At 44.6% G+C, this 18,487-nt stretch carries 11 protein-coding genes; 5 read left to right on the forward strand and 6 right to left on the reverse strand.

Annotation, left to right across the window (positions count from 1 at the left end; translation table 11 throughout):
- Positions 1-90 precede the first annotated feature (90 nt).
- From RLN88_RS01685 to RLN88_RS01705, 5 genes are all read left to right on the forward strand, one after another.
- Entirely contained in the window at positions 91-1,092 is a 1,002-nt protein-coding gene (locus tag RLN88_RS01685; RefSeq protein ID WP_350219635.1) for a pirin family protein, read from the forward strand.
- Between the two features lie 93 nt (positions 1,093-1,185).
- A complete protein-coding gene (dinB, locus tag RLN88_RS01690) occupies positions 1,186-2,388 on the forward strand; it encodes a DNA polymerase IV (protein ID WP_350219636.1) in 1,203 nt (400 codons plus the stop codon).
- Positions 2,389-2,635: 247 nt separating this feature from the next.
- Positions 2,636-5,614 carry a DNA polymerase III subunit alpha gene (locus RLN88_RS01695; protein ID WP_350219637.1) on the forward strand — a complete coding sequence of 993 codons (2,979 nt, stop codon included), beginning with the start codon at positions 2,636-2,638 and terminating at the stop codon, positions 5,612-5,614.
- A 50-nt stretch (positions 5,615-5,664) separates the two neighbouring features.
- Entirely contained in the window at positions 5,665-6,768 is a 1,104-nt protein-coding gene (locus RLN88_RS01700; protein ID WP_350219638.1) for a TRAP transporter substrate-binding protein, read from the forward strand.
- Positions 6,769-6,770: 2 nt separating this feature from the next.
- A complete protein-coding gene (locus tag RLN88_RS01705; RefSeq protein ID WP_350219639.1) occupies positions 6,771-7,172 on the forward strand; it encodes a nuclear transport factor 2 family protein in 402 nt (133 codons plus the stop codon).
- Between the two features lie 53 nt (positions 7,173-7,225).
- On the opposite strand, the gene RLN88_RS01710 is transcribed toward RLN88_RS01705, so the two are convergent.
- The 6 genes from RLN88_RS01710 to RLN88_RS01735 form a co-directional block, all read right to left on the reverse strand.
- Positions 7,226-12,238: a cadherin domain-containing protein gene (locus RLN88_RS01710; RefSeq protein ID WP_350219640.1), complete on the reverse strand. Its 5,013-nt coding sequence runs from the start codon at positions 12,236-12,238 to the stop codon at positions 7,226-7,228.
- A 133-nt stretch (positions 12,239-12,371) separates the two neighbouring features.
- Positions 12,372-13,814 carry a tetratricopeptide repeat protein gene (locus RLN88_RS01715; RefSeq protein WP_350219641.1) on the reverse strand — a complete coding sequence of 481 codons (1,443 nt, stop codon included), beginning with the start codon at positions 13,812-13,814 and terminating at the stop codon, positions 12,372-12,374.
- The gene (locus RLN88_RS01720; protein ID WP_350219642.1) at positions 13,795-15,366 is read right to left on the reverse strand and encodes a tetratricopeptide repeat protein; all 1,572 of its coding nucleotides are present in this window, start codon (positions 15,364-15,366) and stop codon (positions 13,795-13,797) included. The genes RLN88_RS01715 and RLN88_RS01720 overlap by 20 nt, the downstream gene beginning before the upstream one ends.
- Positions 15,363-16,664: a TRAP transporter large permease gene (locus RLN88_RS01725; RefSeq protein WP_350219643.1), complete on the reverse strand. Its 1,302-nt coding sequence runs from the start codon at positions 16,662-16,664 to the stop codon at positions 15,363-15,365. The genes RLN88_RS01720 and RLN88_RS01725 overlap by 4 nt, the downstream gene beginning before the upstream one ends.
- Positions 16,664-17,968 carry a hypothetical protein gene (locus RLN88_RS01730; RefSeq protein ID WP_350219644.1) on the reverse strand — a complete coding sequence of 435 codons (1,305 nt, stop codon included), beginning with the start codon at positions 17,966-17,968 and terminating at the stop codon, positions 16,664-16,666. The genes RLN88_RS01725 and RLN88_RS01730 overlap by 1 nt, the downstream gene beginning before the upstream one ends.
- Positions 17,937-18,446 carry a TRAP transporter small permease subunit gene (locus RLN88_RS01735; protein ID WP_350219645.1) on the reverse strand — a complete coding sequence of 170 codons (510 nt, stop codon included), beginning with the start codon at positions 18,444-18,446 and terminating at the stop codon, positions 17,937-17,939. Before RLN88_RS01735 ends, RLN88_RS01730 begins: the two co-directional genes overlap by 32 nt.
- Between the last annotated feature and the right edge of the window lie 41 nt (positions 18,447-18,487).

Genomic DNA, 18,487 nt, shown 5'->3' on the forward strand with positions numbered 1-18,487 from the left:
CCCACCTCTTCCTCCTCCAGGGGAGGAGACTAAAAGTGTCATTTTGAATCTATTGTCGATGCTTATCTAATATCAAAAACATCAAACAACATGTCAGCAATCAAACAAATTAAGCCGCTCGGCTTTCCATGGGAGACCCAAGATCCGTTCCTGTTTTGTGTGTACCATCGAGATCTTTTTCCAAAAGGAAACGATGAAATGGGCCCTGATCCGGAACATTTGAGAGGTCGTATGATTGGGCAGGATTTTACCATCAAAGATGGCTGGCGTATGTACCATGGCAGCAAAGTGCCAGGCTTTCCACAGCATCCGCATCGTGGATTTGAAACGATCACTGTAGTGCCTGAAGGCCTGGTGGATCACTCCGATTCCATGGGCGCGACCGGACGGTTTGGTCAGGGAGACGTACAGTGGATGACCGCAGGAAAGGGAGTGCTCCATTCAGAAATGTTTCCGTTGATTAACGCTGACAAAGACAATCCCATGTTGCTGTTCCAGATTTGGCTGAACTTACCGCGAAGAAGCAAGTTTGTGGAGCCTCATTACAAAATGCTCTGGGCGGAAGACATTCCGGTTCACAAAACCGAGGATGCGGAAGTAACAATTGTGGCGGGTGATTTCAACGAAACCAAATCACTGGACACCACGCCGGATTCCTGGGCGGCAGATCCCGAAAATGGAGTGGCCGTGTGGCTTATCAAGATCAAGCCGAATGGCCAGTTAGAGCTACCAATCGCTGACGCAGCAGTAAATCGATCCATCTATTTCTATAAAGGGGAAACATTGGATGTAGATGATCAAACCCTCAATGAGCAACAAGGGGCAGACCTGCATGCCGATCAAAAAGTGGTACTGAAAAACGGAAGCAAAGAAGCACATCTTCTTTTACTGCAGGGCAAACCAATTGGCGAACCAGTAGTGCAGCAGGGACCTTTCGTGATGAACAGTCAGGAAGAAATTTATGATACCATCCGTGAGTTTCAGCGTACCCAGTTTGGTGGATGGCCATGGCCGAAAGATGAGTTTGTGCATCCCAGAGAGAAAGGTCGCTTCGCCCTCCATGCCGATGGCAGGGAAGAGGTGAAGAGCTGATCCCATTTTATCTGATAAAAATCTACGGGAAAAAGACCGCTAACAATTACTAATAATTTTAGTATTACCAAAATAAGTAGCTAAATTTACGATATGGAGCGGTCAATTCTTCACATGGATTTGGACACGTTTTTCGTGTCTGTAGAGCGGTTGAGAGACAGTCGGCTGGAGAAAAAGCCTATTCTCATCGGTGGGTCCAGCGACCGGGGGGTAGTTGCGGCCTGTAGTTATGAGGCGCGCAAGTTTGGCATTCATTCGGCTATGCCGATGAAGCTGGCCATGCAGCTGTGCCCGGAGGCTATCGTGATCAAGGGTAGCCACGAAGACTACACCAAGTTTTCTAACGAGGTAACAGAGATCATCAGTGAAAATGTACCTGTTTTCGAGAAGACGTCTATCGATGAGTTCTATGCGGACCTGTCGGGGATGGATCGGTTTTTTGGCTGCTACAAAATGGCCAGTGAGCTGAGGGAAAAAGTGATCAAAGAAACGAGTCTTCCAATTTCTTTTGGCTTATCAATCAACAAGACGGTTTCCAAGGTAGCTACCGGAGAAGCCAAACCAAACAATAAGCTGTGGATCGAGACGGGCAGGGAGCGAAATTTTCTGGCGCCTCTTCCGGTGAATAAAATTCCGATGATCGGTGAAAAAACCCATCAGACCTTGATTGGTCTGGGTGTGCGTTTGGTACAAACCCTTCAGGAAATGCCCCGTGATTTGTTGGCGCAGATCTTTGGTAAAAATGGGGTTGCCATGTGGGAGAAAGCAAACGGGATTGACAACTCCCCGGTGATCCCATACTCCGAGCGAAAGTCGATCTCTACTGAGCGCACCTTCGATCAGGATACGACTGATGTTGTCAGGCTCAGAGAAATCATACTGGCCATGACGGAACACCTGGCCTTTCAGCTTCGATCAGAAAACAAGCTCACCTCGTGTGTGGCGGTGAAGATCCGGTATGCCGACTTCAACACGTACACGCAGCAGATCAGGGTGCCCTACACGTCGGCGGATCATATCCTGATCCCTCGAATTTTGGAACTGTTCGATAAGCTCTATGATCGACGCTTACGAGTGCGATTAGTCGGTGTGCGTTTCAGTAGTCTGGTGCATGGTAACTATCAGATCAACCTGTTTGAAGACACGGGCGAGATCATCAATCTCTACCAGGCCGTAGATCAGATGCGGATGAAACATGGTGACCGCTCGGTGGTCCGGGCAAAGACAATGAATGTGAAAGCCCTACGTACTTTTAATCCGTTCAAAGGGGATTTGAGGATTTCCAAAACGGGGTGAAAGTATCCCCCGTGGCGGGGAGCCAATGCTATTAGGCTAAGCTGCAAAATGTCCCTCTCTCGGAGAGGGTGAAGGGAGAGGACAGAAGAGAACTGCTTAGCGTAATGGCATTGTGTCGGGGATTTAAATATGAACTATGAAAATATCTAGCCAAAACAACTACGAATACAACAAAACTTTAAAGCCGAAGTGTTTTCCTCCCCCTTACCCCCTCCAGAGGGGGAGATTGCTAGGTGAGTAATTGATCATGTACCTCAACACCCATTCATATTACAGCTTTAAGTTCGGCACCCTCTCCGAGGAGGATCTGCTGGCAGAGGCTAAAAGGTGTGGAATTAATGAGCTGGCACTAACCGATATCAACTCCACTGCAGGCAGTCTCAACTTCGTTCGATTAGCCAAGGAACAGGAAATCAAACCTGTTCTCGGAATTGATTTTCGAAATGGGAACGAGCAGAAATTTATCGGGATCGCAAAGAGCAATGAAGGATTTCAGGAGCTGAATGAGTATCTGTCTGAGCATCTTCATAAAGAGAGAGACTTTCCAGATCGGGCGCCGGTATTTGAGCAGGCATTTATTATCTATCCATTTCAATTTGATTTTGACCGGGAGCTGGAGTCGCATGAATATTTGGGCGTGCGTCCCCGGGACATGGTGAAGTTTACCATGACAAAGTGGAGCAAGCAACTCGACAAGCTGGTGGTGTTACAGACGGTTTCTTTTCGGGAGGAAAAAGTCAGCTTCAATATGCACCGTCTGCTTCGCGCGATGGATCAAAACACCTTGCTGAGCAAGCTTTCGAAAACACAGGAGGGTAATCCTGATGATGTGATGTATCCACTTGGAAAATTGCTCGAGTGTTATCGAGACTATCCCGAGATTATCGTGAACACCAAGCGGTTGTTTGACCAATGTGCAATCGATTTTGAGTTTGGAAATTTTGAGCGGCACCAAAACATCAAAACGTATACCGGATCGGATGAGGAAGATTGGAAGTTGTTGGTGGATCTATGCGAGAAAGGGCTACCCTATCGATATGGGGATCATCCCGAATCGGAAATTCACGAACGACTGAAAAAAGAGCTTGACCTGATCAAAACCAAGGGGTTTATCTCTTACTTTCTGGTGAACTGGGACATTCTGAATTATGCCCGGAAGATGGGATATTATTACGTAGGACGCGGGAGTGGGGCGAATAGCATCGTAGCATATCTACTTCGAATCACAGATGTAGATCCGGTGAGTCTGGATCTGTATTTTGAGCGTTTCATCAACCTGTTTCGTCAGAATCCACCGGATTTCGATATTGACTTTTCCTGGAAGGATCGGGACGACATCACCCGCTACATCTTTGAACGTTTTGGTCAGTCTGAGAACGGATTGAAGGTGGCGCTTCTTGCGACTTACAGCACCTTTCAGCATCGGGCAGTAATGCGGGAGCTGGGGAAAGTATTTGGATTGCCTGGGTATGAGATTGATAAAATTGCCACAGAAACCGACCAATCCAAGCTGGATCATATCGGTCGTCTGATTCACCGGTATAGTGCCCGGCTGAAGGATTTTCCCAGCCACCTGAGTATACATGCGGGCGGCATCTTGATTTCTGACAGACCCATTCACTACTTCACGGCGACCAGCCTTCCGCCAAAGGGCTATCCGCTCACCCATTTTGACATGATCATCGCAGAGGATGTGGGACTTTATAAGTTTGATATCCTAAGTCAACGTGGGTTGGGCAAGATCAAAGACACACTGGAGGTGATTGCAAGGAATTGTCCGGATGTAGGTGATATTGACATTCATGATTTTAAACGATTTAAGGATGATCCGGTCATTCGTGAGCGGTTGAAAAATGCAGACGCGATTGGATGCTTTTACATTGAGTCACCAGCCATGCGGATGTTGCTAAAAAAGCTGCAGGTGCAGGAGTACATGGGATTGGTAGCCGCCAGCTCCATCATTCGTCCGGGCGTAGCTAAGTCAGGAATGATGCGGGAATACATCCTCCGCTATCGCTATCCCGAGCGAAGAAAAGAAGCACATCCGGTGTTGTGGGAAATCATGCCCGACACGTACGGTGTGATGGTGTACCAGGAAGATGTGATCAAGGTGGCGCACTATTTTGCTAAACTAACGCTTGGTGAGGCAGACGTGCTGCGTCGGGGGATGTCGGGAAAGTACCGGTCGAGGGATGAGTTTCAAAAGGCACGTGATCGATATTTTGAAAACTGCAAAGATCTGGGTCACCCGTACGAGCTGGCAGCAGATGTCTGGCGGCAGATTGAAAGCTTTGCCGGGTATGCATTTGCCAAAGGGCACTCAGCATCCTACGCCGTGGAGAGTTATCAAGCGTTATTTCTCAAGACCTACTATCCGCTCGAGTACATGGTGGCGGTGATTAATAACGGTGGAGGTTTTTACCGGGTGGAGTTTTATGTGCACGAGGCACGGATGCAAGGTGCAGAAATTGAGGCGCCTTGTGTCAATCATAGCGAAGGACTGACAGTTATTTTGGGTAAGACGATTTACCTGGGGTTAGGAATGGTCAAGGGGTTGAATACCGAGGTGATTGAAAAGATATTGATGGAGCGTGAGATCAACGGGCAGTACCTGGATTTGGGTGATTTCATTGAGCGCGTGGATGTTTCGCTTGAGCAGATCAAGCTACTGGTGAGAGTAGGAGCACTTCGCTTTTGTGGGCTTTCAAAAAAGGAGACGCTTTGGCAAGTGCATTTCCAGTTAGGGTCTGGTGTGTCGAGAGAAAAGAACCAGCTATTTCACACACCAATGAAATCCTGGAAGCTACCAAACCTGCATCAGGACCCCAGGGAAAGTGCTTTCGATGAAATGGATCTGCTGGGGTTTCCGCTGTGTAATCCTTTTGATTTACTGGAGGCGGACGAAAGAGGCATCCTTTCACGGCAGCTGCCTGATTTTCTGGGGCAGAACGTAACCATGCTGGGCTATCTGGTGGCTGTTAAAAATACAGGCACATCAAATGGTAAGCGGATGAACTTCGGCACGTTTGTAGACCGGGAGGGTCAGTTTATTGACACGGTACACTTTCCGCCATCAGCAGCGGCCTGGCCATTTCGGGGATCAGGCGTGTATCGTCTTCAGGGTAAGGTGGTAGAAGAGTTTGATTTTTACTCCCTGGAAGTGACCAAGATGGAGAAGCTGCAATATGTGAATATGGAGAAGGAGTTGCTTCGAATAGAATATTAAACCGATTACTCGAAGTAATCGGTTTAATGGTTCTTATTAGCTTTAGTGCCATGAAACGTCGCAACTTTCTCACCAAATCTGCTCTGGCTGCAGCAGGCGCTACCACATTGGCATCCTGCATAGAACCCGAAGAAAAAAGCCAGGGTCCCTACATTAATTTCAACAACACCTATCGGTGGAAGATGACCACCACCTGGCCACCTAATTTCCCGGTCGTGGGAGAGGGTTGCAAGCTCCTTGCGGAGTGGGTAAAAAAAATGTCGGGAGGACGAATGGAAATCACCGTGTACGGTGGAGGTGAATTGATTCCGGCGCTGGAAGGGTTTGATGCGGTGAGCAATGGAGCAGTGGAGATGAATCATGGTGCAGCGTATTACTGGGCAGGAAAGGTGCCTGCTGCACAGTTTTTCGCAGCAGTTCCTTTTGGAATGAATGCCCAGCAGATGGGATCGTGGATTATTTCGGGCGGAGGTGCGCAGCTTTGGGAAGAGCTTTATGAGCCGTTCAATATTCAGCCAATCCTTTGTGGAAACACGGGTGTTCAGATGGCTGGATGGTTCAAGAAAGAGATTAAAACGATTGAAGATCTTCAGGGATTGAAAATGCGTATTCCGGGACTGGGAGCGAAGGTGTTGGAAAAAGCAGGGGGAACGCCGGTATTGGTTTCAGGGGGTGAGATTTATACCAATCTGGAGCGAGGCGTGATTGATGCCACAGAATGGATTGGTCCGTTTCACGATTATCTGATGGGCTTTTACAATGTGGCTAAATACTACTATTATCCTGGATGGCATGAGCCAGGACCCGCTTTAGAGATGATGATCAACAAACCCAAGTTTGATGCATTGCCATCTGATTTACAAGAGATCATTCGCACCGCCTGCTATCGTACGAACCGATGGATGGGGGCGGAGTTTGACGCAAAGAACGGTCAGTATTTGCAGAAAATTATTAATGAAACTGATGTGGAAGTAGCGCCTTTTCCAGTGGAAGTGCTGGAGGCATTGAAGGGATACACCAAGGAGGCATTGACTGAGCTGTGTGAAAAGGATGCGCCTAGCAAAAAGGTGTATGAGGCCTTCGATAAATTCCGAAAAGATGTGAGCGTGTGGATGAATGTGAGTGAGCGAATGTTTTACGAACGAATCATGTAGTTATGAAAAAAGCAGTTTTTACCATGCTGGCCATTGTATGTGCCAACCTGCTATTTGCTCAGACACCCGAGGAGCTTGCCAATGAGCAACTTGAAGCCTACAACAATCGGGACATTGAGGCCTTTCTCAAACCCTATTCTGATTCGGTGAAGGTTTACAATGATAAAAGAGAACTACTCTATCAGGGCAAGGAAACTATGCGAGTACAGTATGGAAATATGTTTGCACGCACACCGGAATTGAATTGTAATCTCCTTAATCGAATTGCAGTGAATAACACAGTCATTGAGCATGAGGAAGTAACATTTGGAGAAGGGAGAAAAATTTATGCTATCGTGATGTATAAAGTGGCTGAAGGAAAAATTCAGGAAGTTTATTTCCTGGATAGAAAAGACGCAAAATAAAAAAAGGCGACTCCTGGAGCCGCCCCATCGCAATAGCCATAGCTAATGCTGCCTTAGTTTGCCTTTATGATTCGCTTAGTTTCGGTTGAGTTACCATCACTGATTTTTAACAGATAGATGCCGGCCTTAACTGCTCCCAGGTCTAGTTGAATATGCTGACCATTGGCGATTTGCAGGATTCTTCCATTGAGATCAATCAGCTGCACGTTCAATGATTTGTTTGCTCCAATGTTGATAAAATCAGCTGTTGGATTTGGATAAACCTTGAGATTTAAATCTTCAGTTAATCCAAGTGGAGCCTCCGTCACTGTGAAAGTGAAATCATCAGATATTGTGCCTCCATTGCCATCGTTCGCAGTAACGGTAATCGTGCTCACACCAACACCGACCTCTAAAATTTGAATTTGATTTCCACTGATAACCGATGCAGTTACTACACTTTCGCTACTGCTGGAGACAGAAATATTTAAGTCATCGCCATCAGGATCCGAAAATACACCAGCATAGCTGATGGATGTAGAGCCAAAACCTTCTTCTGCGCTTTCATCATTAAGAGATGCAATCACTATTGGAGCTTCATTAACATTGGTGATTGAAATGGTGAATATTTCCTCACTCGTCAAACTTCCATCGTCCACCATCACTCGTATGCTGTAGCTGTTCTTTATTTCGAAATCGAAACTTTCACTAGTCAACAGTTGATCATTCGAAATCGAAAATGAAGCATTATCATCACTACCTGAACCGTCTACCAAGTCATAAGTAAAGCTACCAGACAGGTCTTCCCCGAAGGTGCTCAAGTTGCCCACCAATGTTCCGGCATTCTCATTTTCATTGATTGAGGAGTTATCCAATTCAATAGCAGTGATTTGAGCAGGCAGGTCATTTACAGAAATTGCAAATTCCTGCTCGAAAGTTAAGCCTCCTTGATCGGTTACGATGATCTCGAGATTGTACGTTGATTTTGTTTCGAAATCAAGTAATTCAGCCGTCACCAGCTGGTCACCGCTGATGTCGAAGGCTTCATTGTCTGTGTTGCCTTCTTTTAAAGCGTAGGTGTGGGTATCCACTTGATCTTCGTCTTGTGGAGAAAGGTTACCAACGATTGATCCTGTTGGATTACTTTCATTGATAGTGAGGTTTGAAAGAAAAACATCCGTAGGTGCTTCGTTCACATCCAGAACATTCACCCGAATGGTTGCTGTCTCTACAAATTCACCATCAGTGACCTCCGCTTCAAATTCAAAGAAATCAGATTCTTCAAAATTCAGGAATGAGCCGTCTTCCACGGTCAATTGCCCATCCGATGAAATTTGGAATACTGCGCCGATTTCTCCGGCTAGATCCGAGAAGGTAAGAGTGCCCTCCTCAGGGTCATTGGCAGCAATTTGACCAATCAAAGTTCCGTTTGATGAGTTCTCATTAATCTCAAAAATCTGATCGGCAAACTCTGGTGCTTCATCTACGTCATAGACAAAAATTTGAACAACGAACTCATTTAATAAACCTCCAGCGTCTGTGACTCTCATTCGTACTGAAAATTCACTTTGAGATTCGAAATCAAAATCGACTAACGTAATAAGGAAATATTCCTCATCAATTTCATCAAAACCAAACTCAAATTTGCCATTGTCATCATCTCCTTCACCGGCGACAAATGCTAATGAGAATGTATCACCATCATCTTCATCATCGATATAAAGGGTGGTGAACATAGTGCCTGTTTCTACTCCTTCATCAAACTCATTTTCATCAACATCCAAACCATCCGGTGCTTCATTGAGATCATTGATCGCAATTTCACGAATGAATTCAGTTGATAATCCTCCCTGATCCGTCACTCGAATCCTCACAGAACGAGTGGCTTTTCCCTCATGGTTGAGGGAAAATCTGGCATAAATGATATTGTCAGTAATGCTAAATGAATTATTGTCATCGTCACCGTCACCGGATACAAGATCGAAATCATGAGTATCAGCACTATTAGGATCGTACGGAAGTAGCACACTCACGATGGCATCATTACCGGCATTTTCGTCCACCTCCGGGCTGGACAAGGTCAGTCCTTCCGGGGCAACATTTCTTTCTGAGATAGTAACAGACCATACTTTGTCAATGTCATCTTCCGATGTAACCGTATACGCAACAGGGCTTGTGTAGTCTCGGGCTATCGTAGGGTCGGGGGTGATACTAGCGCCAGGAGGAACGAGAATATCAACTGCCAGGCTTGATAAATCTGTGTCCGGATGAGCACTTGCCGACACAGTGGCATTCTCAGCGTCGATGACCAGATCAGCTGAATTTTCAAAAGTAAGTCGAAGTATATCATTGAATCCACTTCCCGGGACTTCATAGGCTCCTTTCATCGGGAAAGAACCTCTGGCAATACCATTGATGTCGTTTGGTATGCCGGCATCAAGGATGGTACGGATTTGCGAATTGTTATTGAGGCTGCTATTGAGCGACAAATCACCAACTGATGGATCATTAAAACTTACATCCTCTGCACTTGAATTGATATACGTTGACTTAAAATCAGTAGTAGAGGTAATGCCTGTGGTAAACTGAAGAGGTAGTGTGCCGGACACATTATTATAATCTACATCCCTTGCACCAGTACCTGTAGTCCACTGAAATCCCCGTCTGGTCCCAGGACTTGTATTGGCAATGATGTTGTTCTTGATTTGCAAATCTGAAGGATCTCCTAAAACCTCAATCCCCGTGTAAATACCGGTAGCATTGCCACTACCTGAATCTTCGATATTGATAGTATTGTGAAATACTTTGACTGATCCTGAAACTTGCTCTTGTAACCGAATCCCAAAATTTGCTCCGGCCCGTTCCGGAGCTAACGAGATGCTATTATTGAATACATCCACAGTGCCCTCCACAGTGCCTCCAATATCGATCGCCGCAAGGTATGAAACGGATGAGCTTGGCCTGTGCGTAATGTCGTAAAATTTATTGTTGGAGATGCTTACACTCTCAGCACCATTAATGAAAACCCCTTGTAGAATGCCGCGTTGTTCAAAGCCATTTGTTGTGAAGTCGCAATTTTCAACAACCACATTGGCTGTGTTGCCGATTACCCTTAGTCCATACAGATTTTGGCCGTTGATACCAGTTAGGTTCAAAAATTTAACATGTCTGATTTCTGCAATGGAACCGCCGTTAAATACTGCGAAGCTCAAACTTTTGAAGGTAAGTACGGATTCCCCCACACCTCCGGGTCGTCCATCCAGTATGATATTGTATCCACCAGTGCCGTGAAAAGACTGGGTGATTTCTGTAGCTCCAGCCTCCGGTCTTATAGTAATTGTATGATCTACAAGGCCCGATCCTGTAAAAAATGAAGTCCATTCACCATTATATCCGTCTTCCAGTTCAAGAATGACATCATTGTCAATTCCGAATATTGCAAAGGCATTTGATGCTTCAGTTATGCTTGCAAAATCTCCTCCTGTGCCAATGCTGTAGGTGCCACCCGACCATGGGTTTTCCCCGGTAATGTTTGCAAACCAAATGAAAGAATCTGTTCCATTGGCAGCAGTTACGGTGAAGTACGGGGAGAACTGAATGGTTTCACCAAAATCAAAAGGCTGTCCACTTTCAGGTGAAATAGTTGCACCTGGTGCTAAGGTGAAAACCGGTGAAAAGGTAAGGTTGGCCGTTGGGTTTTCAACCCGAACAGTAAAGCTGCCCGTGGTGGTAAATCGTTGGATTGTTACCCCGGAAAATTCCGGAGCGGTTACATTGTAAATGTTATTATCTGCGTCCGAAAACGGAGATTCTACCGCTCCTCTGGTGGCTAGGCCAGCATTTCTTGCGTCTCCATTGATATCAGTGGTTTGGCTTGGGTTCAGAGTCCTGAATCCTGGCTCGTTCAAAAGCGCAGATTCGGTAAGACTCAAGTCATTATTTGCGAAATCAACAAAATTGAATAGGGTGTAGCCGAGGAATTTGTTATCGGGGAACTCGGATACGACATTTCCAACTTCATTGTTGTAAAGGTAGTAAGCGTTTAGTGCGGCCGTGCTAAAGCTAAGACCGAACGCATTATTTTCAGCAGTAAGGCTGCCTCCATAAGAAATGAATTGCTTTATGGCTCCTCTGGTGCATCCTGAGCCACAATCAAAGCTATTGTAAATAATGTTGTTGCTTACAGTAGCGGTTCCGGAATGATTGAAATACAAGGGGTAAACTTCAGTAGTGGCGTTGGAAGTTGACCCACCATCAAATGCGATCGTATTGTGGCTTATTTCTCCGCCGATACCATAATCAACGTAAATACCATATATTTTTTCTACATCAATGTCCCCTACAGCGATCACATTGTTATAAGCATTCAGTCCGCTTCTGGAACTTATAGCGGTGTAAGTACCAATGCTTCCTGTGCTCACATTTGGACTTTCGAAAATGTTGTTTCTAATAGTAACACTTGATGCCTTTGTGTTGTCATGGTTGATGGCGAGCATATAGGGAATTGCTGTATCAATTACTGATGTTGAGAACCTACAGTTCTCAATGATCAACTCTTCAGGATCATTGATGCCCCCACCAATTGTTCTTATTCCTTGCACTTTGAATACAATATTGCAGTGAGAAACAGTGACGTTTTCGGTTTGACCTTCAAAGCTGATCCCCGCCAAAGCTCCTGAAGTGGAATTATTAGTGAGCGTTAAAACTGGTGATCCTATCCCCCCTGCTCTACCATCAAGAGTCACATTTCTGGCCCCTGTGAAATCCAGAATTTTCCCATTAGCTGAATTTATGATCTCTACAGAAGCGGCACCTGCTTCCGGCCGTATGACCAGTTCATAGTCTGCGTTTCCGTCATAATTGCCAATGATATTATAGCCATCTTCTACATGGCCATCCATAAACTCCAATGTAACATTCCCGGAGATACCTGTAGAGTTGAGCTCCGTAATAGCATCTGCTAATGTTTCATAGGCTCCTCCAGAGCCTACAGAATAGACGCCACCGGCTATTTGAGCACTCGCCACGCCCATCATGAGGAGCATGAAGGCGAGCAACGAAATTTTGTTAACTAAGATTCTTTTCATGGCATTGCGATTTTGTTTGACTCAAACTTCTCGCAATACCATAAGAATTCTCCTGACCTAATGGGCTAGGTTTTGACTACCCGCGCGGGTAGTTTTTTAAAAATCATCGAATAGAGGCTATAATTGACGATTATCAGGAACGACCAACAATAAGATGAAGCGCTTCTTTTCTATTGTTAACACCCAACTTATCGTAAATATTCTTAAGGTGATACTTTACTGTATTAACAGAAACAAAGACTTCCTCTGCAATTTCCTGATTGGTTTTATCTGAGGCTGTCAGGTTTAGAATTTCAAACTCCCGCTCACTTAGTGGTTGATGAAGCTGTTCATTTAGCTCCTCAAGGCTAAGCTTTATGGCACTGCTATCTCCAAGCAAGGAATTTATTTTAAGTCGTAAATTTTCAATTTCTTCTGCAAGCAGCTTTTGTTTTAGTTGTGCTTTTTGTTTGAGTGAGAGGATGATAAACCCACCCACAGTCACACTGAAAATCAAAGCACCTATCAGGAAATACTTTTCTCTTTGCTGCTGCAATAATCGCAATGAAGCAATAGCCAATTCCTGCTCCTTTTTTTCGGTCTGGTATTTTGTTTCCAGCTCAGCTATTTGTCTGGATTTTTCTTCTGTAAATACCTCCCCTTCAATCTCATTCTTCGATCGGAGATAGCTTAATGCAGAACGGTAATCACCTGTCTCCAGTGATATCTGACTCAGAAGTTCATAAGTATATATTTCATCTTGGGCAAATTGAAATTCCTTGGCTATTGCCAATGCTTCTTCAGCCATTGTTTGTGCATCGCTCAGCCGACCCATGTACATAAGGTTTTCCGCTTTGCTTTGCAACGTATTCTGAATGCCTGAGGACATATCAATTTCTTTGAAAACTGCCAGAGCTTCGTCATAAAGCTCATTGGCTTTTTGGTATTGCTCCAGATAAAGTGTGTATACGGTTCCTGAGTTCAGTAACGTATTGGCATATCCTTCTTTTTCGTTAATGGCACGGAATAGTGCTGCGGCTTGTTCGTAAAAGCGTAATTCGGCTTGAGCATCATCATTGTATCCGGCCATCATACCCAAATTGTTGAGCGCATGACCCCAGCGTAGCGTGTCATTGAATTGTCTGGAAAGCACCTCTACTTTCTGAAAGTATGCTACAGCTTTTTGATCATCCTCCTGCATCATGTAATCAATCCCAAGATTATTGAAGGCATCAATGAGCGTGACGGTATCCATAAATTCTTCTGCGACTTCTATTGCTTTAAAAGAAAAAGCGGTTGATTTATCATAGTCTGCGAGAAAACTATAGCTAGTTGAAAGTGCAACATAGATTTGGCCTTTCTCCTTATTCATTTGGAGTAATTCGCTAATCCTAAGTGCTCGATTACAGATAATTAAGGCAGTATCCGGGTGCGTTTCTGCATATTCCTTGGCTAGTTTGGTCAGGTTAATTAAATATAATGGGTCTGACTCCTTCAGGTTGCTCAACTCATTCTCCAGACTGTCGATGGAGGTTTGAGAGGCAGCATTTAGAGATAAAAGAATGAGAATAAAACACTTAAGATGTTTTAACCACATAGTCTAAGGCTTCTTTGCGATTGTTCACGCCTAATTTACCATAGGTATTTCTCAAATGAAACTTGACTGTGCTTACAGAAACAAAAAGCAAATCAGCTATTTCACCATTGGATTTGCCTTCCAATGTTAGCTTCAGGACTTCAAATTCCCTTTCTGAAAGGGGAGTGTTTATTTTCTCATTTAGTTGATCGGCATCAACCTTAGGTTCAGACGGACTAATATTCAGGTCAATTAATCGCTTTTTTAAAGCCTCTATTTGAAGGTCCTGGGCTTCTTGTTCTGCCTTCATTTTTCGTGTCCGCTGACGATAAAAAAGTACTAATAAAATGACAATCAAAATGGCACTACCACCGCCTACGAGGATGATGATTCTCGTATTTTGAAGTTCTGCCTTTTGAAGATCAGTCTCTAGTGAAAGCCGTTCAATCTCAGATTCTTTTCTTGCCGTTTCAAACTGGACTTCAAGATCGGCAACTTTATTATTCAGGTCTTCATTAAGCTCTTCTTCTCTTAATCTGTAAGCTTCTTGAAGTGCCTTGTATGCTTCTTCAGGATTCCCAAGCTGGTTATAAATATCTGCTTTAAATCTGCTGATCTTGGAAGAATAAAGGTTTTTGCCCAGTTCTTCATTTAAAGCCTCGGCCTTTTTAATGTATTCAATGGCTTTAGAGGGTTTGCCGGTATCCATCATCCATTCAGCATAATTGCCAAACGTATTTGCCAGGCCAGCCTTATCCCCCATTTCTTCCTTGAGAGCAATTGACTTCTCATAGTGAGGTCCGGCCAGGTGTATCATATCCGGTGTGTCATGATATACTGAGGCGAGGTTGTTGTGTGCATTAGCTTCTTTGATTTTGTCATTGAACTCAATAGCGATACCAAGTGATTGTTCATAGTACGGAATTGCTTCTGAGTATTTGCCCATGTTTTTAAGTACTATCCCAATGTTATTCAGTGTATTACTTAAAGAAAGCTTTTGGTCATATTGTTCTTTGAGCTTGGCTGCTTCCTTGTAGTACTCCAATGCTTTTTCCCATAATTCCATTTTTTGATATACAATACCAATATTGTTCACCGAACTAGTAATGCCCTCGTCTTCCAGATTCTTTCGTATTTCATATGATTTATGAAGAAGTTCAAGGGCCGTATCATATTTGGCTTGATAGGAATAGACTAGTCCGATATTGTTGAACATCGCCCCCATCCTTGTGCTGTCATTCAACTTCATAGACGTCTTCAAACAGGATGAAAAGTAGAATATGCAGGAATCATAATTTGATTGAAAGAAATGAATATTTCCCATTCCATTATCCATAGAGGCAAGGCAGGTTAAGTTACCTATTTCTAGAGCGATTGATTTGCCCTTTGATATATAATAAAATGCAGAGTCGGGATTGGAGCGTCCAAATTGCATGGCCAACTTGCCATATAGCAAGGATTTAACTGAATCACTTGAGCACGTATCAATCTGTTGTTTCAGGTCTGACGTACTTTGGGCTTGCACAGGATGGATAATAATTGAAAAGAGTACAAATATGAAAAGTGGCTTCATCCAACCAATTTAACCAACCCCGGGAATACAATCAATAAAATGAGGAATAACAACTGGATGATCACGAAGGGAATGATGCCCCGGTAGAGGTGACTGGTCTTCACTTCTGGTGGTGCTACACCTTTGAGGTAGAAAAGCGCGAATCCAAATGGTGGTGTGAGGAAAGAAGTTTGAAGGTTAACCGCTAGTAAGATCCCAATCCAAATTAAGTCCACCTCCAGTGCCACAAAAATGGGGGCCACTACCGGCACAATGATGAAAACAATCTCGATGAAATCAATGAAAAAGCCGGAGATGAAAACAATGATCATGACCACAATCAGAAAGCTGGTGGCGTCAAGGTTAGCGCTTTCAATAAGTGCGAGCAAAAATTTGTCTCCTTCCAACCCTCTGAACACAAGAGAAAATGCGGTGGCACCTACCAGGATCATAAAGACCATAGAAGTGAGCATGGTGGTTTCTTTCATCACCTCTTTCAGCATGGAAAGGTTAAATTTCTTACTCACAACTGCCAGGATCATTGCGCCGAATGCCCCCACACCGGCTGCTTCTGTGGGCGAGGCAATGCCTGCGAAAATGGATCCCAATACGATGACAATCAGCAGAAATGGAAACAGAAACGATTTAAACACTTCCTTAGAAAAGCCCGCATCCCTGAAAGCCTGAATTTCTTCTCTCGGCACAGCAGGAACAAGAGCCGGCTTGAGCTGACCCATCGCCAGAATGTAGAGGAGATAAACGACCACCAACCCAACGCCGGGCACCACAGCGGCTAAAAACAAATCGCCCACCGAAACATTCAGCACACTCCCAAGCAACACCAAAACCACCGAAGGTGGAATGATCTGGCCCAAGGTGCCCGATGAGGCGATCACTCCGGTGCTGAGTTTTGGTGAGTAGCCTTTCTTCAGCATGGTTGGCAAGCTGATTAGCCCCATCGTGACCACCGTCGCTCCGACGATTCCGGTAGATGCCGCGAGCATCGCCCCTACCACCACCACTGCTATGGCCAAACCCCCTCTGATGTTTCCAAAAAGCATGCTCATGGTGTGCAGCAACCTTTCTGCAATGCCGGACTTTTCCAGCATCATGCCCATGAAGATAAAGAGCGGCACGGCCAGCAAAACGAAGTTTTGCATGGTGCCAAAAATCCTGAGCGAGAGGAGGTAAAAGAAGTCTGAATCAAAGACAATTAGCCCCACAATCACGGACAAGCCTCCCAACGTAAAGGCCACCGGATAGCCAAAAAGAATGGCCAGGAAAATCACACCAAACAATATGAGGGGCAGGTATTCCATCAGGGCTTATCGTAGATAAAGTAAATGTTGCTGATCGTCTGCAGCGAATAATTGTCCTTCTCTATTATCTTCTGTGATAGCTCCTTCATGCCTGTCGTATCTATACCAATCCTCAGGAAATGAGGTCCTCTTTCCAATTCCTTGATATCAATGAAGGCCGTAAACCCAAATTGAAAATTTGTGGGATGTTGGGTTTTGAACCAATTGACGTTTTTGACCTGATTATCGTCGATTTGGACATTTAGCCACTCATCAAAAAGGGCACTGACAGAATCTGACGGAAGCTGATGCCATTCATTTTTATCACGGCTTTTTCCTTCTGCAAAATAGATTCCCCCGAAGGAGCCCATATCTTTTAGGAATATTTTCAATGTATTGTCATTGATAATATCCGATTGGATGGTGGCAGCTAGAAAGTCATTGGCGTCTCTTGTTGATTCGTAGTTTGCCGAATTGTAATCTCCCGATTTTGCTGACATATAGTATCGGTCTCTTGCAGCATCTGTGAAGTTATTTTTTAACCACATGTATCCACCCGTAATACCTAAAACGATAATTGGGATGAGATAGGATTTCCAGCCCTTCGTATTGGAAATAAGCACCAAAAGCGACCTGCGGTAGAGAAATGAAAGCGTAACAACCCTGAAAAAGAGCGCCACATAATAAAACCAGTCTGCCGACCAGTTCATTCTTCTAAACCAGCCGTTTGTCAAAAAGTCGATAAATACCAATAACGCAAGGAAGAAGTAGAAAAGGATCAAAATTCCTACAACCCCTGCAAAGTAGGAGTTGCTTTCCATCAGGGGCTGGATCAGTTCGAAAGCAAAAATGAATGAGAAAATAAATCCCCCAAAACCAACAAGTGTACCAAAAAAGATGAATGAAATACCATAAATGATCGAAGACAGTTCTTCCAGTCTTAGCACCATTTTTACCAGCGAACCTGATTTGGATAGCTCTTTCCTGAATTTACCTTTAAATTTTAGCGACTCCTGATTTACTCCACCAGGAAATACATAGCTAAGCCCCACAGATGCTACCCACACACCCCTGACCAAAATGTGGAGGATGTATCCGAAACTCAGGAGCCGGACGGCATTTTTGATCAGTGAGGCCAGGTTGTGTATTTGGCTGCCCCGCTCAAAATGCTGAAGGGAGGTTCTGTCGATGTAGTCTGGCACCTGATACAATGCATAGAGCACAAGCGCAGAGATGAGCAACTCGGCTTCCCAGCTATTTAGCTGGATCGTCTTTAGCCACTTAGGTGTTTGTTCAGCTTTTTGTGACTTCTTGCCTTCTTCCATTTCTTATAATATTTATGGCCTTTAAGATCAGGGAAATTCCTTGCAATCCAAGGAGAAAAAAACCTACAGGAATGGTGGATTTGATGATCCAGCGTGCAGGCAGCCCGCCAGGTTGGGGGCTGGTTTCCCCCAATGAATAGGAGCTCTCTACGAAAGATAAAGACTCCCAAAACCCAACCGCACAAAATGGCAATAGCAGGAGCAGAGTCCCAATCAAATTGACCCAGGCCTTTTTGCTTTCTGAAAAACTGTGGTAAAAAACATCCACTCTCACATGCTTATCCTCCTGGAGTGTCCAGGCGGCACCCAGCAGAAAGATGACCGCAAACAAATGCCACTCCAGCTCAAAGGAAGCGGCGGAAGTAGCGTTGAAAACGTAGCGGAGAAAAACATCTATGACAATGACCAAAACCAGCAGCACCGTAAGCCATGAGGTGGCTCTCCCGATGAGTGATATGGCTTGGTCGATGATTCTCACAAAAACGAAAATAGCGAATCCAAAAGACTTGGATTCGCTAT

The organism is Ekhidna sp. (genome assembly GCF_040223195.1).
Lineage (GTDB): Bacteria > Bacteroidota > Bacteroidia > Cytophagales > Cyclobacteriaceae > Ekhidna.

What these genes read in the sequence shown, in the direction of transcription:
- RLN88_RS01685 (WP_350219635.1), top strand. Translation starts at nt 91, where the DNA reads ATGTCAGCAATCAAACAAATTAAGCCGCTCGGCTTTCCATGGGAGACC.
- dinB (WP_350219636.1), top strand. Translation starts at nt 1,186, where the DNA reads ATGGAGCGGTCAATTCTTCACATGGATTTGGACACGTTTTTCGTGTCT.
- RLN88_RS01695 (WP_350219637.1), top strand. Translation starts at nt 2,636, where the DNA reads ATGTACCTCAACACCCATTCATATTACAGCTTTAAGTTCGGCACCCTC.
- RLN88_RS01700 (WP_350219638.1), top strand. Translation starts at nt 5,665, where the DNA reads ATGAAACGTCGCAACTTTCTCACCAAATCTGCTCTGGCTGCAGCAGGC.
- RLN88_RS01705 (WP_350219639.1), top strand. Translation starts at nt 6,771, where the DNA reads ATGAAAAAAGCAGTTTTTACCATGCTGGCCATTGTATGTGCCAACCTG.
- RLN88_RS01710 (WP_350219640.1), bottom strand. Translation starts at nt 12,238, where the DNA reads ATGAAAAGAATCTTAGTTAACAAAATTTCGTTGCTCGCCTTCATGCTC.
- RLN88_RS01715 (WP_350219641.1), bottom strand. Translation starts at nt 13,814, where the DNA reads ATGTGGTTAAAACATCTTAAGTGTTTTATTCTCATTCTTTTATCTCTA.
- RLN88_RS01720 (WP_350219642.1), bottom strand. Translation starts at nt 15,366, where the DNA reads ATGAAGCCACTTTTCATATTTGTACTCTTTTCAATTATTATCCATCCT.
- RLN88_RS01725 (WP_350219643.1), bottom strand. Translation starts at nt 16,664, where the DNA reads ATGGAATACCTGCCCCTCATATTGTTTGGTGTGATTTTCCTGGCCATT.
- RLN88_RS01730 (WP_350219644.1), bottom strand. Translation starts at nt 17,968, where the DNA reads ATGGAAGAAGGCAAGAAGTCACAAAAAGCTGAACAAACACCTAAGTGG.